Source organism: Mucilaginibacter sp. A5337 (assembly GCF_059690695.1).
Map to the genome: position 1 here is coordinate 173,820 of NZ_JCAWEC010000002.1, position 16,151 is coordinate 189,970.

The window sequence follows — 16,151 nt, forward strand, 5'->3', positions numbered from 1 at the left end:
GCTTAGTTTAAATTAGGTTACTATTAAAATTGGTTATCTCGTCTTAACCATTGTGTTGGTATCAGACAGGCGGCAGTGACATAGAACAAATGCCGCTTTATAGAAGATAAAATTAGAGGGCTCGTCGCAATCGATTGTTTACAAATAGGGATACAAATGTTAATCTTGGTTAATGTGTTGATTTTCAGTATTTTAAACTGATTGTTTGTTGGAATTCAGACGAAAACAAGCCAAAATGATTAACAAAATGGGTTAAAAAAGGAGCAGGAATTCAAGATTAACTTGAGTAATTGGGCACTTTATTGGTAGAGATTTGCCATGAAAGACAATTAATTTATTATGAAGTAGTGTGGAAACACTTATCATTTATAAAGCAACATAATATAGTACGCAGGATACGGTTGGCGTTGTCAATGTCTTTTAATAAACTGTAATGCCATCATTGGAACTGTTTAAACTTGACAGTTTTTTTATGCAGAGACGCATAATTGCGTCTTCCACAGGAAAAGCCGCTTTGCAAGAGGTTTAACTACCTTGACTTGTATACGCGAGACGCAATTATGCGTCTCCTATGTTTGTCATCAAACTTAAACAGCTTTATAGAAACACATCAAAGGCCTCGGTCACTTAGCCGTTTGGTTTAACATTAAGTTATTGAGGGATATGTAAAGAAGTCTGCTTGTTTATCTCATTCTTATGGAAGCTATCCAAATGTTAATCGACTAAAAATGGTTAATTAACATTTGTGGCCCTATTTGTAAACAATCGATTGTGTAACCACTTTTACCTTTAGCCCCATCGAAAAACGAGAAGATTTTGTAATCGTCTTGTGCTATTATGGACCTGTTTATTGGTGTAACCAATATTATAACCTATTTAATTAATACTATGCTAAAGCGTATACTACTGTGTACTTGTACTTTTTTTTCAGCTGCTTCATTTACGCCTGCTGTTGCCCAGAATGTTTATAAAAAAGTAACCGACGGAATTATTGTTAAACTGCCTAAAAAATCAGCGCAGGATGCCGGCCTGCTCAGGTTGCAGGTTATTTCTGATAAAATTATTCATGTAACGGCAACTCCCGAAAGCTCCTTTTCAACAAGTAAAAGCTTAATGGCAATTGACGGTGCCAAATCTCCTGTTTCCTGGAGTGTTGTTCAAAAAGGTAATCAGTTATTGCTTTCAACATCATCGGTCATTACACATGTTTTGTTGCCTCAGGGTACGGTGAGCTTTACCGATAAGGCAAATAAGCTTATTTTAGGTGAAAGCGCCGACCGGACATTTCTTCCTGTATCAAATAATGGTGAAAGCTCATATCATATTGTTCAAAGCTTTAATAGCCCGGCCGATGAAGCCATTTATGGTTTAGGTCAGCATCAAAATGGGATCGTAAACTTTAAAAACCAGCATCTGGAATTGTTCCAGAACAATACAGAGGTAGCTGTACCATTCCTGGTTTCAAGTAAAAATTATGGTATCCTGTGGGATAATTACTCTCTAACTAAATTTGGCGATATCCGCGATTATCAGTCTATTTCGGGGTTGAAGCTATTTGCCGCAGATGGGAGTGAAGGCTGGCTAACTGCTACCTATGTTAAAAAGACAGATTCTACTGCTGTTTTTGTGCAGCGTCCGGAATCAAACATCGATTATTCTTTTTTGGAGGATATGAAGAATTTCCCCAAGGATTATAAATTGGGAGAAGGAAAAGTGAGCTGGACGGGCTCCATATCATCAGCATACACCGGCAGCCATCAGTTTTGGCTCAAATATGCAGGTTATGTAAAAATATGGATAGATGGTAAATTACTGGCCGATCGCTGGAGGCAGGGCTGGAACCCGGGTACCGCGGTATTAAATGTCGATCTGATTAAAAATAAAAAATACCCCATTAAAATTGAATGGCTACCCGATGCAGATGAATCATTCATCGCATTAAAGTGGTTAAGTCCACTAAGCCAGGAGCGGCAAAATAAATACGCATTCGACTCAGAATCGGGCAATGAGCTCAATTACTATTTTGTATATGGAAAAAATGCTGACGACGTTATCAGCGGATATCGCACCATTACGGGTAAAGCTGTGATTTTGCCACAGTGGGCAATGGGTTTATGGCAAAGCCGTGAGCGCTATAAAACCCAGGATGATGTACTGAATACTGTAAAGGAATTCCGCGACAGGAAAATACCGCTGGATAACATTGTTCAGGACTGGTCATACTGGAAAGAAGACCAATGGGGCAGCCAGGAGTTTGACGAAAACCGGTTCCCGAATCCTGTAGGAATGATCAGCACACTACACGATCAGTACCACACTCACTTTATGATTTCTGTATGGCCTAAATTTTATGAAGGAATTGAAAATTATAAATACTTTGATAAAAATGGCTGGCTGTATAAGCGTAATATAGCAAACCGCCAACGGGATTGGGTAGGTAAGGGGTACTTTTCTACGTTCTATGATACTTTCAATCCAAAAGCAAGGGAGGCTTTCTGGAGGCTGATGAATGAAAAACTGTATACCAAAGGAGTGGATTCATGGTGGATGGATGCTTCAGAGCCGGATGTAACTTCGAACCTGAATGTACAAAGCCGCAAAGATTTTATGAATCCCACTTATTTGGGGTCGTCAACACAATATTTTAATGCTTTCCCGCTGCAAAATGCAAAAGGTATTTATGAGGGGCAACGCGGAACCAATCCAAATACGCGTGTATTCCTGCTAACCCGTTCAGCTTATCCAGGCTTGCAGCGCTATGCAACAGCTACCTGGAGCGGCGACATTGCTGCCCGTTGGGACGATATGAAAAACCAGATCCCGGCCGGGATCAACTTTGCCTTGTCGGGTATACCTTACTGGACTATGGATATTGGTGGTTTTGCGGTAGAGCATCGCTACGAGCAACCAAACGAAAAAGATTTGGCCGAATGGCGAGAGCAAATAACACGCTGGTACCAGTTTGGTTCATTTGTACCTTTATTTAGAGTGCATGGCCAGTTTCCGTACCGCGAAATTTATAACGTAGCTCCCGAAAACCATCCTGCTTACCAGAGTATGCTTTATTATGATAAGCTACGCTATCGCTTAATGCCTTATATCTACAGTTTAGCAGGCATGGCATACCATCGTGATTATACCCTGATGCGCGGTTTAATAATGGATTACGGGCAGGATGAAAACGTAAGAAATATAGCTGATGAGTATCTTTTTGGAACGGCTTTGCTCATTAACCCGGTTTATAAATATCACGCCACCAACAGAGGTGTTTATTTACCAAAGGGGAACGGCTGGTATAATTTATACGATGGTAAATACACAGCCGGAGGGCAAACCATAACGGCAGATGCACCTTATGACCGCATCCCGGTATATGTAAAAGAAGGTTCAATTATCCCTTTTGGTCCTGAGATACAATATACCGGTGAAAAACCGGCCGATCCGGTCACCTTATATGTATACACGGGTAAGGACGCGGAATTTACCCTTTATGAGGATGAAGGCACCAATTATAATTATGAAAAAGGCGCCTTTAGTACGATTCAATTGACTTATAATGAGGCAAAAAAAACGTTAACCATTGGCGACAGGAAAGGAAGTTTTGCCAATATGATAAGCAGCAGAAAGTTTAACGTAATATGGGTTAACAAGGATAAAGCCGTTCCGCTGCAATTTGAATTGAACGACGTGCAGCAGGTAAAATATGAAGGGGAAAAAGTAATACTGAAATTTTAACCTTTAAATCACTTGTTAACCGATTAAATCCGGAATAAAGATCTCACTATCAATTGTCTCCTGGTATAGGGAGTATTCAATGCTCAATATGAAAAAGAAAATTTTACCGATTATTTTAGGTAGCCTGCTTTTTAGCAATGTTTTTGCCCAAAATAACAATCTAAATAAAACGCCTAAGGCAAAAAGGGTAATCAGCCTTGATTTTAAAAAAGAGAAAGGAAGTTTTAATACCTCGTTTAAAGAATGTGTAGGGGCGGGGCGCGCAAATGAGGGTTTACGGGCCGATTGGCAGCAACAACTGGCCACTGTACGAAATGAATGCGGTTTCAAATATATCAGGATGCACGGTTTGTTGACGGATGATATGGCTGTTTACCGCGAGGACAGGAATGGAAATCCGGAATATAACTATCAATATGTTGATGCCCTGTACGATTATATTTTGAGTATCGGCATGAAGCCTTTTGTTGAGTTAGGGTTTATGCCTGGCGCGCTGGCAAGTGGTAATAAAACCATTTTTTGGTGGAGAGGGAATGTAACACCGCCCAAAGACTATAAGAAATGGGAAGGCTTGATCAGGAACCTCACTCAGCATTTTACCGAACGCTATGGAACTGATGAGGTTAAGACATGGTATTTTGAAGTTTGGAATGAACCCAACCTGAAAGATGGCTTTTGGACAGGTTCTCAGGATGACTACTTCAAGCTTTATCAGTATAGCGCACAAGCCATTAAAAGTGTAAACCAGGCCTATAAAGTTGGCGGCCCTGCTACAGCAGGAGCAGCGTGGGTACCGGAAATGATAAATTTCTGTAGCAAAAATTCGGTGCCGATTGATTTTGTCAGCACACATGCCTACGGCGTTAATCAGGGCTTTTTAGATGAATATGGTTCAACCGGCACTGTACTTGCTAAAAATAAAGAAAGCGTTAGCGGCGACGTATGGAATTCACGCAAACAAATAAAAGAATCTGCAATTCCCGACCTCGAACTACATTACACAGAATGGAGCTCATCATATACCCCTGCCGATCCGATACATGATAGTTATCACGAGGCGGCATACATACTTGAAAAGCTTAAACAAACAGGGGCTGCCGCCAACTCCATGTCGTATTGGACTTTTACCGACATTTTTGAAGAGGCAGGGCCAAGGTTTACGCCCTTTCACGGCGGGTTTGGTTTGCTAAACACGCAGGGAATAAAGAAACCGGCCTTTTTTGCTTATTCCTTTTTAAATAAATTGGGTGAAACCGAGATAGCTAACCAGGACAGTTCATCCTGGGCCTGTAAAAACAAAAAAGGTGACGTTCAGGTGCTGCTATGGGATTATACTTATACCTTACCCGATTCTGTTAATAACCAATCTTATTACATCCGTGATCTGCCCGCTAAGTCAAAAGGAGACGTTGAATTGGTTATAGCCGGCATGCCCGGTGGAAAATACAGGTTAGAGGTTTACCAAACAGGGTATAAAGTAAATGATCCTTACACCAGCTATCTTTCGTTTAATAAACCGGATCAGCTTAGCAGAGCCCAGGTTGATTCGCTTAAAAGGCAGAATAATGGTGCTGCAATTCTGAAAGAGGATATCACAGTAGGGACTTCAGGAAAGTTTTCAAAGAAACTTCAGATCAGGGAAAATGATGTTTTCCTGATCAATATGATTAAGCTTTAACAGCTATTCAATTTACTGGGTTTGTATTTATATGAAGCTCATGGTTGATGCTTTTGTCGCCGGTGCTGAACATTATTTCACGAAACTATACAACCTTAGTTCAGATAGTTGTGAATCAAAAGGGCTTAAATTAGTTTTAGTCAGTCAACTATTATTTTATGAGACATTTGATTTGTATACTTACTTTAGTACTTGCTATTACAGTTGTTAATGCACAACCCGCCCCGGTTAAGGTGAAAGAAGGGTTGCTACAGGGAACAGTTGAAAATGGCCTTTCAATTTATAAAGGTATTCCGTTTGCTGCGCCGCCGGTTGGCGAATTGCGCTGGCGTGCCCCACAGCCTGCTGCAAAATGGGATGGCATCCGTATGGCTGATAAATTTGCGCCGGAACCCATACAGGGAGCAGCCCCTTTTTCAGGAAAAAGCGAAGATTGCCTGTACCTGAACGTTTGGTCGCCGGCTAAGTCTCCGGGCGACAAAGTTCCGGTACTTGTATGGATTTACGGCGGAGCTTTTAATTGGGGTGGCACTGCCGAACCTGGTTATAATGGCGAAAAGCTGGCGAAAAAGGGTGTAGTGCTGGTAAGTATCGCTTATCGCGTAGGCCAGCTCGGATTTTTGGCGCACCCCGAATTAAGTGCCGAAAACCCAAACCATGTATCGGGCAACTACGGCCTGTTGGATATGATATCTGCTCTTAAATGGATTAAAGAAAACATAGCTGCTTTTGGCGGCGACCCCAACAGGGTTACTATTTTTGGTGAATCGGCAGGAGGGATCGCAGTTAGCATGCTATGTGCAAGTCCGTTAGCTAAAGGGTTATTTGTGGGGGCCATTTCCGAAAGCGGTGGCTCATTTGGCCCTACACGCGTTACGACTTACCCGGGCGAAAATATGAAAACCCTGCATGATGCAGAAGCTGCAGGTGAAGCCTATGTTAAAGGTGCCGGGGTTTCGTCAATTGCCGATTTGCGAAAAGTGGATGCCGATAAGCTTCCGGGAGTACGTGGGCTGGCATGGCCTATTGTTGATGGTTGGGTAATTCCCGATGATCAGCATAAACTTTATGAGGACGGCAAGTATAATGATACGCCCGTATTAATAGGTTACAATTCTGACGAAGGCGCCAGTTTTTCTCCGCCCAAAACCACCGAAGATTATATTACCGCCGTACGGAACCGCTATGGAAAGTTTGCCGATGAACTAATTAAGGCTTATCCTTCCGGCACAGGTACAGTTGCGAAAACAGCCCGCGATCTGACCCGTGATGCGGCATTTGGCTGGCAAACATGGAGCTGGGCTACCTTACAGGCAAGTAGAGGCAAATCGAAGGTTTATTATTATTATTTCGATCAGCACCCTGAATATCCCGTAGGTTCCCCTCAAGAAGGTTTCGGATCGCCGCATGCGCAGGAAGTTGCTTATGTATTCGGAACGCTTGATGCTTCAAATCCGCAAACAAGTAAAGCAGATCTGGATATCTCGGATGCGATGAGTACTTATTGGACAAACTTTGCGAAGTATAGCGATCCCAACGGCCCCGGCGTAGCTAATTGGCCGGCATTTAGCGCTACTCAACCCACAGTCATGCACTTTTCCCAAACTGCACATACCGGCCCCGTTCCGGACGCGGGAGCGTTAAAAGTATTGGATGCTTATTTTAAATGGAGGCGTTTGCCCGAAGGTAAAACCGCTGTTCAATAAATTTTAATTGAATAAGAAACTTTGTACCCAAATTTTATTGGTGAATCATCAAGTTTCTGTTATCTTAACTAAGCTTGCTCATTAAGAAGTTGTTTAAAACAATCAGATTTAAAACAACTTCTTAAACTGTTTTGATATATAATAGCCTAAAGTGAGCTGCCTGCATCCCCATTTGTCCTGCACACCGGTTCGCTCAATAACGTATCCAACCAACACTAAAGTTGGCAAATGGAGGATACCGATTTTCAACATTTACTATCCTCCTATACTCTGCAGATACTTTCCAAGTACTTAAATAATATTTAGGTTTTCTTTTTCTTCGTTGCCGACCTGATTTGAAAAATCACTATTGCTGTTATTATAGTAAGTGATGAATAGAATTCGAAATTTTGCAGTGGCGAACCTACAGAGATGGTTGTGGCCGTTTTTTCTATTTTGTTGATCATTTAAAGCAGGTTGAGGTATTAATAACGTTACTAAATTACCACTAATTACAACTTAAAGGAATAAATAGATCATTTTATATAACATTAATCAAAAAGGCCTTAAACTCAGTTGATAATAATTTTCGTTATATGGTCTATTTTGTTGTCTTTATAGTATAAAGAATAAAGTTATTATGTCCTTATTTCTTAAAAATTAAACATTTGTTACCCTATTTATTCACTTTTGTGGCCTTACCGGCCTATATCTTTGGCTCCCAAACCAATAGCCAACAAGTGGCTTTAAACCAAAAACAACCCTGCACATTTTGAAGCGAAAGCACAATCGCTAAAAAGGCGTTTGTTTATGTGCGCTGTTTAATTGTTCTTTTTTTGCTATAAACCAATTAATATTTAAATATGAGAACACTTAACTATTTTTTCGGCGTAGCCGTAATTTTATTGTTTACCCGTTGCCAAAAGCAACAAATTGCCAGCCCGGAAGTGAGGCCGCCTGTTCCCAAAACAGTTAAAACACTGGCTATAACAAGTTATCCAAGTTACAATACCTCGCCTCTTGCGCCCGATCAAACCGGTGTAACCAGTACAGCGGCCCAGCTTGCAGCAAAGTTTCAATTGGGGTGGAATATTGGTAATACACTCGAAGCAACAGGCAGCGAAACGGCCTGGGGTAACCCTTTGGTAACCCAGGCACTTATTGACGAAGTTAAGAAAGCCGGGTTTACCGCAGTTCGTATCCCCTGCGATTGGGATCAGTATTCTAACCAAACCACGGGGCAAATTCAGCAATCATGGCTCAACAGGGTGCAACAGGTTGTTCAATATTGCGTTAATGACGGTTTGTATGTAATATTAAATATACATTGGGACGGCGGATGGCTGGAAAATAATTGCACCACTGCAGCACAGGCCGCAGTTAATGCCAAGCAAAAAGCTTTTTGGGAGCAAATAGCTACGCAAATGCGCGGTTTTGACGAGCATGTGATATTTGCCAGCGCAAATGAACCAGCTGTATCAGATGCCACAGGAATGAGTGTGCTGCTTTCATATCATCAAACGTTTGTTAACGCGGTGAGGTCAACCGGGGGGCATAACAGTTACAGGGTGCTGCTTGTGCAAGGGCCAAGCACTAACATTGATGGCACCAACACTTTGATGAATACGCTTCCAACTGATCCGGCGAGCAACCGTTTAATGGTTGAAGTACATTATTATGATCCGGCTCAGTTTTGTTTTTTGACATCGGATGCAAGCTGGGGTAATATGTTCTATTATTGGGGCAGTGGGTATCATTCTACAACCGATGCTTCACGAAATGCTACCTGGGGTGAAGAGTCGTATATGACTTCAGAACTTTCGTTGATGAAAACAAAGTTTGTTGATAAGGGCATTCCTGTTATGCTTGGAGAATATGCAGTAAACCGCAGATTAGGCCTTACCGGCGATGCGCTAAACCTGCAACTTGCAAGCCGGGGTTATTACCTTAATTATTTTGTCCACCAGGCATTACAATATGGGTTAAAACCATTTTATTTTGATTCCGGTGGTACGGACTCAACCAACCCGGGTAGAATTATTAACAGGCAGAACAACAGCATTTACGATCAGCAAGGCTTAGCCGCCATTATGCAGGGAGCTCAAAATAACACATCTTCAATAATTCAGGTTGGACAGGTTTACCAGATTTACAGCAGAAACAGTTTCAAAGCCCTGGAATTTGCGGGCTGGGGAACTGCCAATCAAACACAAGCCGATCAGTGGGATTACGTTACAGGTGCAAACCAACAATTTAAGGTGGAAGATGCGGGAGGCGGCTATTACAGGTTAACCCCTATGCATGCCACGGGAAAGTGCCTTGAAGTTTATGGCTGGAGCGGAGCTGACGGCGGACAGGTAGAGTTATGGGATTATACCGGCGGCGCAAATCAAAAATGGTCAATTCAGCTAACCGACAACGGATATTATAAAATTATCAATGCAAATAGCGGGAAGGCGCTGGACGTAACGGGAGCTTCGCTTAATAACGGCACCGCAGTTGAGCAATGGACTTATTCCGGGGGCCGCAATCAGCAATGGGGCTTTGTGAAAATATAATGTAGCCATTATGGTCTTTTTTTGAACTATTGATAGCTTAGAAAAGCAAAAAAGCCTTCAGATTTAGCGATTTGAAGGCTTTTTGCTTTTTCATCAATTCTCTTTAGCCTTTTAAATCGACCTGTCCGCCGGGAGACGCATTGATGCGTATCTACAAAAAACTTCCCCGTCGATTTTAAACAGCCTCTTATAAATGGTGGACTTTTTCCGCAACGTTATTTTTTATTGTTTTTTTAACACTTAATAACGTATCTTGCCGATGAAAACCAGTTATGAAACGCATCGCTTTTTTATTAATTCTTAGCCCATTTTTGCTGCGGGCGCAACAAAAGCAAGTTGTCAAAAGTTTCCCTCTGCAGGATGTAAGGCTATTGCCGGGGATTTTTAAGGATCAGGAGCAAACAGATCTTAATTATATGCTTGCCCTGCAGCCCGACCGCCTGCTTGCGCCTTTTCAAAGGGAAGCCGGATTACCGCAAAAAGCTAAAAGTTACACAAATTGGGAGGATTCCGGCCTGGATGGGCACATCGGCGGCCACTATCTTTCTGCTCTGGCTATGATGTATGCTTCTACAGGTGATAACCGTGTACGCCATCGCCTTGATTATATGGTCAATGAGCTTAAATTGTGCCAGGATAAAAATGGTGACGGATACCTGGGAGGAGTGCCCGGAAGCCGTGAACTTTGGCCCCAGGTGATGAAGGGGGATTTTACTGATTTCAATAAGAAATGGGTGCCTTTTTATAATATTCATAAAGTATTCGCCGGGCTGCGCGATGCCTGGTTGTACGAAAACAACCAAACCGCAAAAGCTATGCTGATTAAACTGGCAGACTGGTTTTATAACATCAGTACTGTACTCAGTCAGCCCCAAATGCAGCAGTTGCTCGGTAATGAACATGGAGGTGTCAATGAAGTACTGGCAGATGTATACGGTATTACCGGCGAAAAGAAATATCTTGACGCGGCTTACAGTTTCTCTCATCAGGCTCTCCTTCAACCGCTTGAAAAAGATCAGGATAAACTGGACAATTTACATGCAAATACACAGATCCCGAAAGTGATAGGTTTTAAACGAATTGCTGATTACAGTGGTGATACCGCCTACAATCATGCTGCGGCATTCTTTTGGCAAACCGTGGTGCATCATCGCTCGGTTGCGACAGGTGGCAATAGCGTAAGGGAACATTTTAACCCTGTTGCAGATTTCTCTACCATGATCTCCAGTGTGGAAGGCCCCGAAACATGCAATACCTACAATATGCTTAAGCTTACCGAAGATCTGTACATGTCAGATCCGGATATTGCCTATATCGATTATTATGAACGGGCGTTGTATAATCATATCCTTACAACCCAACGGCCGGGGAAGGGTGGTTTTGTTTACTTTACACCAATGCGCCCGGGGCATTACAGGGTGTACTCCCAGCCACAAACAAGCATGTGGTGCTGCGTTGGCTCTGGTATGGAAAATCATTCGAAGTATGGCAAAATGATCTATAGCCATTCAGATAATGAGCTGTTTGTTAATCTGTTCATTCCGTCTCAACTTATATGGAAGCAAAATGGTTTGCAACTAAGGCAGGAAACCGGGTTCCCTGATGAGGAAACAACAACACTGAAGATCCAGAAGGCCGGCGACAGCGCATTCGGGATAAATATCAGATATCCATCATGGGTAAAAAACGGTGCGCTTAAAATTAACATCAACGGCCGGCCTGTACAAATTACGTCGCAGCCGTCGTCATATGTGCAGTTAAAAAGAAAATGGCGGAAAGGGGATATCATTACTGTTCAGCTGCCTATGCAGACGACGACGGAGAAACTTCCTGACGGCTCCAATTATGAATCCGTGCTGCACGGCCCGATTGTACTTGCTTCTGTGATTGATACGCTTGCTCAGAAAGGCCGCGAGGCCGATGACAGCAGGATGGGCCATGTTGCTACGGGCAACCTGTATAAGCTTACAGATATGCCGGTTTTTGTAAGCGATTCTGCTAATGATGCCCCGATGATAGTTGGTGATAAAAATAAACCAATGTCCTTTACTGCCAAGCGGCTAATATATCCGGTTAAATACCGAAACCTGAAGCTGGTGCCGTTTTATAAGATCCAGGATGCTCGTTATGTAGTATACTGGCGAAAAGAATCAGCCAAGGGCTTTGACGAATTGCAGGCTAAGTTAGCAGAGGAGGACGCGAAGGAAGCGAAACTGTCCACCAATACCATCGATATGGTAACTCCGGGCGAGCAACAGCCCGAGTCAGATCATTTCATGGAAAAGGAAAATTCTTTTGCTGATGTTAATTTTAACAAACATTTCAGGGCTGCAACCGGCTGGTTCAGTTATAAGCTGAATGATAAAGATAAAGCCGCAAAAAAAATTAGTGTTACGTATTTTGGTACGGAAAGGAACCATAAATTCAGCATTTTTCTTAATGAGCAGGAACTGGTGAAAGTTGATTTGAAGGACGGTAAACGTGACGCTTTTTATACCGTTGAATATGATTTGCCGGCAGATTTGAAATACAACGCAGATCAGGGCCTCCGGATAAAATTCCAGGCGGATAAAGGGGCGATGGCCGGCCCTGTTTATGAAATAAGACTTTTGAATAATTGAGGGCTTAAATCTGTTCCAATACGTTGCGATAACGGGATCGGCTAAAAATGTTATTCTATATATATAAATACTATTCAGGGCCTCAAAAAGGCCCTTTTTTGTGCACTTTTCGGAAGTAAGCCCCAGTTTTAACCTGAAAATTATTCCTGCGTTTAGAACCCGGCTGCCCGGTAAAACTTTTAGAAATTTTTTTTACCGGAAACAGAGGGGGCCGTTAGGGATAACAAATACTGCGTTTGCTAAATCCATAGCAACGTTGTCGATTCTTAAAATGCCGCCTTTCTACCGCATAGGCATACTCGGCGATGACAACTTGAATAACAAAACTATTCCAATGCGAAGGTCATAGCCCGGGCGCCTTAGGCACTTAACGCAAACAATTGTTTGTTGAACACTAATATCCAAAATGCCGGGAACAGCTAAATATCGATATGTGGTTATCGCCGGATACATGGTAAGAATATTAAAAATATGCAAATTGAAACATTTGTATACCTATTTTTTAACAAATGGCGCTATCCGGCCAAGTATTTTTGAACGCCCAATTTACTTATTACATAAACCATAAAGCCCATTTAATATTTTCTTACAATCAGGTTTAAGATGCTTGCTAAACGTTCGCAATCGATTGTATTTTGATATTCGTGTTTATTTAACAATTAACTGGGTTGAATAAAAATTTCACTTAACAACAAAAACCAATTATGAAAATGAAAATTACAAATTTTACGAGGCTGCTAAGCGCAGCTAAATTGCGGCACCTTCTGCTACTGCTGGTGTTTATTAGTACATTGCCCGTGATGGCACAAACAATCACTATTAAAGGGGTTGTAAGATCTGCTGATGATAACAGCCCGCTTCCCGGGGTTACAGTGACAGAGAAGGGAAAGCAAAATGGTGTTATCACCCACACTGATGGTTCTTATTCACTCAACGTAACGGGGGATGCCACCCTTGTATTTTCTTTTGTAGGTTACACAAAACAAGAGGTTAAATTAAACGGAAAAACTGTACTGGACGCAACTTTGCAAAGTGACAGTAAAGCTCTTAACGAAGTAGTGGTAATTGGCTACGGTACAGCGAGGAAAAAGGACCTGATAGGTTCGGTAAATGTGGTAGCCGCTAAAGATGCAGGGGCAAACACATCTACAAGTCCGGCTCAATTGTTAATAGGAAAGGCTGCTGGTGTTCAGGTAATGCAGGCAAATGGCGTGCCGGGTTCGGGTGCCCAAATTATTGTGCGCGGTACAGGTTCATTTACGGATGTTAGTCCGCTTTACGTAATTGATGGTATCCAGGGCGATGCCAATTTGTTCAACGCCATCAGCCCCCAGGATATTGAAAATATAACCATACTAAAGGATGCTGCCTCTACAGCTATATATGGCGTAGCTGCTGCAAACGGCGTTGTGATCATCACCACTAAAAGAGGCAAGGCAGGGTCAACCCAAATTACATTTAATTCGCAGGCAGGTGTTTCAAACGTCACTAAAAACCTTGATCTGCTTGGTGCCGCCGACTATGTAAAGCTCCTTAAAGATATTGACGCTACCAATAACAACCCGGTACCGGCAAAACTTAACACGCCATACGTTTTAGTTGACAGAACCAATTGGCAAAAGGAGATTTTTAAAACAGCCGTATCAACACAAAACGACCTGAGCGTGAGCGGAGGGAGCGACAAGGTTACCTATAACATGTCGGCAGGATACGTTACGCAGCAAGCCGTGGTTAAAGATTATAATTTCAGGAGGTTTAATAACCGGTTTGTATTAGACGAAAAATTGGGTCGTTTCCATTTTGGCCAAACCTTAAATTTGCGGTACACAAAAACTACAGGTCAGGTAACAAGTATTGGTAACGCGCTTGGTTATGCACCGTATCAGCCTGTTTATGATGCGTCTATCCCAGGTGGTTATTCTATCCTTACCAACGTTGACGATAACAGCAATGCAGTAAACCCATTGCAGACCTTAGGTGTGCAAACCTTAAGCAGCCACGACCTGGTTTTATTTCCGCAGGTGTTTGGCGAGGTGAAAATTATCGACGGGTTGACGTTACGGTCGCAGGTATCGGGTGTATATGGCAACAGCGTGAACGATTCGTACCAGATACCATATGTTACCTCCAACAACCTGGCATACACCAGGCAGGCAGGCCGCGCGTCAAATAACTATTCTAATTATACCATCGAAAATTACTTATCATATAATCACAGCTTCGGAAAACATAATATTTCATTAACAGCGGGTACCAGTTATATTGATGCAGGCAGTACCAAATACCTTAGCGTGCTGGGCACCGGGATGTTATCCGATGCTGTAAGAGATATCGGTGTAGCGCCTACGCTTACTGTGCAGGGTAATTCATCGGGCTATTACACTCAATTTGGCAACGTTATTTCTTATTATGCCCGTTTAATCTATTCGTTTAATGATAAGTACATTCTTTCGGGTAGTATCAGGCGCGATGGTTCGTCAAACTTTGGACCGTTAAGCCGTTATGGTAACTTTCCGGGTGGCGGTTTTGCATGGCGTTTTGCCCAGGAGGATTTTGTTAAATCGGCGTTGCCGTTTATCAGTGATGGTAAACTGCGCGTAGGATGGGGCCGCACAGGTAATAACAGATTTGGCCTTACAAATACCAGCGTATTTACCTTTAACGGGCCGCCGGGAAACCTCGTTTATTCGTTTGGCCAGAATGAACAGTTTGTTAACGGTACAACAGTAATAACTATCGCCAACCCTTTATTGCATTGGGAAACAACCGACCAGACCGACGCAGGTATTGATCTTGCGTTCCTGAATAACCAGTTAACTTTCTCAGCCGATTATTATAACCGTAAAAGCAGCGGCCTCATAGTAGCGATACCTTTACCGCCAAGTTTAGGTGTGGGTATAAACACATCGAACAGCAACGAGATTGTCAATGCGGCAGATGCACAAAATAAAGGTTTCGAGTTTCAGTTAGGTTACCGTTCAAAACCCCAAAATGGTTTTAGTTATAATGTAAGTGTAAACGGTGCTTACAATAATAACAAAACAATATCATTAGGCACCCAATCGCCAACACCCATTGTAGGTGGAACAGGGGCGATTTACACATTAACTCAAGCAGGCTATCCAATCGGTTCATTTTATGGCTACAGGGTTGGCCATGTAGCTAAAGACCAGGCAGAAATTGATGCCCTGAATAAAACGGCACAGCAAAAAACCGGCGACCCCAACGCGGTTTATCAAACAGGTTTGCTTCCCGGCGATTTTATATTCAAAGATTTGAATGGCGATGGAGTTGTTGACAGCAAAGACCAACAGGTTTTGGGGAGCCCTATTCCAAAGTTCGTATATGGTATTAACCTCGGGGCCAGTTATCATAATTTTGACCTTAATATGGTATTGTCGGGCGTGCAGGGAGTTCAGATTGGAAACAATTTGAGGTCAAGTCTGGAGTTTGCTGGAACAGGGCATAATGCCTCGACAGCTATATTAAACAGATGGGAAAAACCTGGAGACAATGCCCTTTTGCCGAGAGCCGGACAAAATGCAACCGGATCGGGAAATTTAAGGCCTTCAGACTTTTTTATCGACAACGGCTCCTATTTGCGTGCACGTAACGTAACCCTGGGTTATACCTTTAGTAAAGCCACACTGCAATCGTTTTCAGGGTCTGTTTTAAGCAAACTGCGCATATATGTTGCTGCCGAAAATCTGTTTACGATCACCGGTTACAAAGGGTATGATCCCGAGTTAAGTACAGTTTATGGCGATAACAATTCAAACGACACTATTTTTAACCGCAATATTGATAATGGCCAGGTACCGCAACCGCGCACATTTTTATTCGGGATACAGGCAGCATTTTAAAAGGCATTCTT

The 16,151-nt window shown here is 42.5% G+C and carries 6 protein-coding genes; all 6 read left to right on the top strand.

The genetic code is table 11. The annotated features are described in order from the left end of the window. Positions 1–888: 888 nt before the first annotated feature. The 6 genes from AC59JO_RS05745 to AC59JO_RS05770 all read left to right on the top strand — a co-directional run bounded on the left by AC59JO_RS05745 (position 889) and on the right by AC59JO_RS05770 (position 16,140). Entirely contained in the window at positions 889–3,735 is a 2,847-nt protein-coding gene (locus AC59JO_RS05745; protein WP_497304005.1) for a TIM-barrel domain-containing protein, read from the top strand. Between the two features lie 88 nt (positions 3,736–3,823). Next, positions 3,824–5,413, top strand: coding sequence for a GH39 family glycosyl hydrolase (locus AC59JO_RS05750; RefSeq protein WP_497304007.1), 1,590 nt, complete (start codon positions 3,824–3,826; stop codon positions 5,411–5,413). Positions 5,414–5,571: 158 nt separating this feature from the next. Then, a complete protein-coding gene (locus tag AC59JO_RS05755) occupies positions 5,572–7,119 on the top strand; it encodes a carboxylesterase/lipase family protein (RefSeq protein ID WP_497304009.1) in 1,548 nt (515 codons plus the stop codon). Positions 7,120–7,961: 842 nt separating this feature from the next. Next, positions 7,962–9,656, top strand: coding sequence for a cellulase family glycosylhydrolase (locus AC59JO_RS05760; protein WP_413668341.1), 1,695 nt, complete (start codon positions 7,962–7,964; stop codon positions 9,654–9,656). A gap of 272 nt (positions 9,657–9,928) precedes the next feature. Next, positions 9,929–12,277 (top strand): beta-L-arabinofuranosidase domain-containing protein, encoded by a 2,349-nt coding sequence (locus tag AC59JO_RS05765; protein ID WP_497304011.1) that lies wholly within the window; start codon positions 9,929–9,931, stop codon positions 12,275–12,277. A 710-nt stretch (positions 12,278–12,987) separates the two neighbouring features. Beyond that, positions 12,988–16,140 carry a SusC/RagA family TonB-linked outer membrane protein gene (locus tag AC59JO_RS05770; protein WP_497304013.1) on the top strand — a complete coding sequence of 1,051 codons (3,153 nt, stop codon included), beginning with the start codon at positions 12,988–12,990 and terminating at the stop codon, positions 16,138–16,140. The last annotated feature ends 11 nt before the right edge of the window (positions 16,141–16,151 follow it).

Excerpts from the sequence above, each read along its gene's own strand:
- AC59JO_RS05745 (WP_497304005.1), top strand. The coding sequence starts at position 889 with ATGCTAAAGCGTATACTACTGTGTACTTGTACTTTTTTTTCAGCTGCT.
- AC59JO_RS05750 (WP_497304007.1), top strand. The coding sequence starts at position 3,824 with ATGAAAAAGAAAATTTTACCGATTATTTTAGGTAGCCTGCTTTTTAGC.
- AC59JO_RS05755 (WP_497304009.1), top strand. The coding sequence starts at position 5,572 with ATGAGACATTTGATTTGTATACTTACTTTAGTACTTGCTATTACAGTT.
- AC59JO_RS05760 (WP_413668341.1), top strand. The coding sequence starts at position 7,962 with ATGAGAACACTTAACTATTTTTTCGGCGTAGCCGTAATTTTATTGTTT.
- AC59JO_RS05765 (WP_497304011.1), top strand. The coding sequence starts at position 9,929 with ATGAAACGCATCGCTTTTTTATTAATTCTTAGCCCATTTTTGCTGCGG.
- AC59JO_RS05770 (WP_497304013.1), top strand. The coding sequence starts at position 12,988 with ATGAAAATTACAAATTTTACGAGGCTGCTAAGCGCAGCTAAATTGCGG.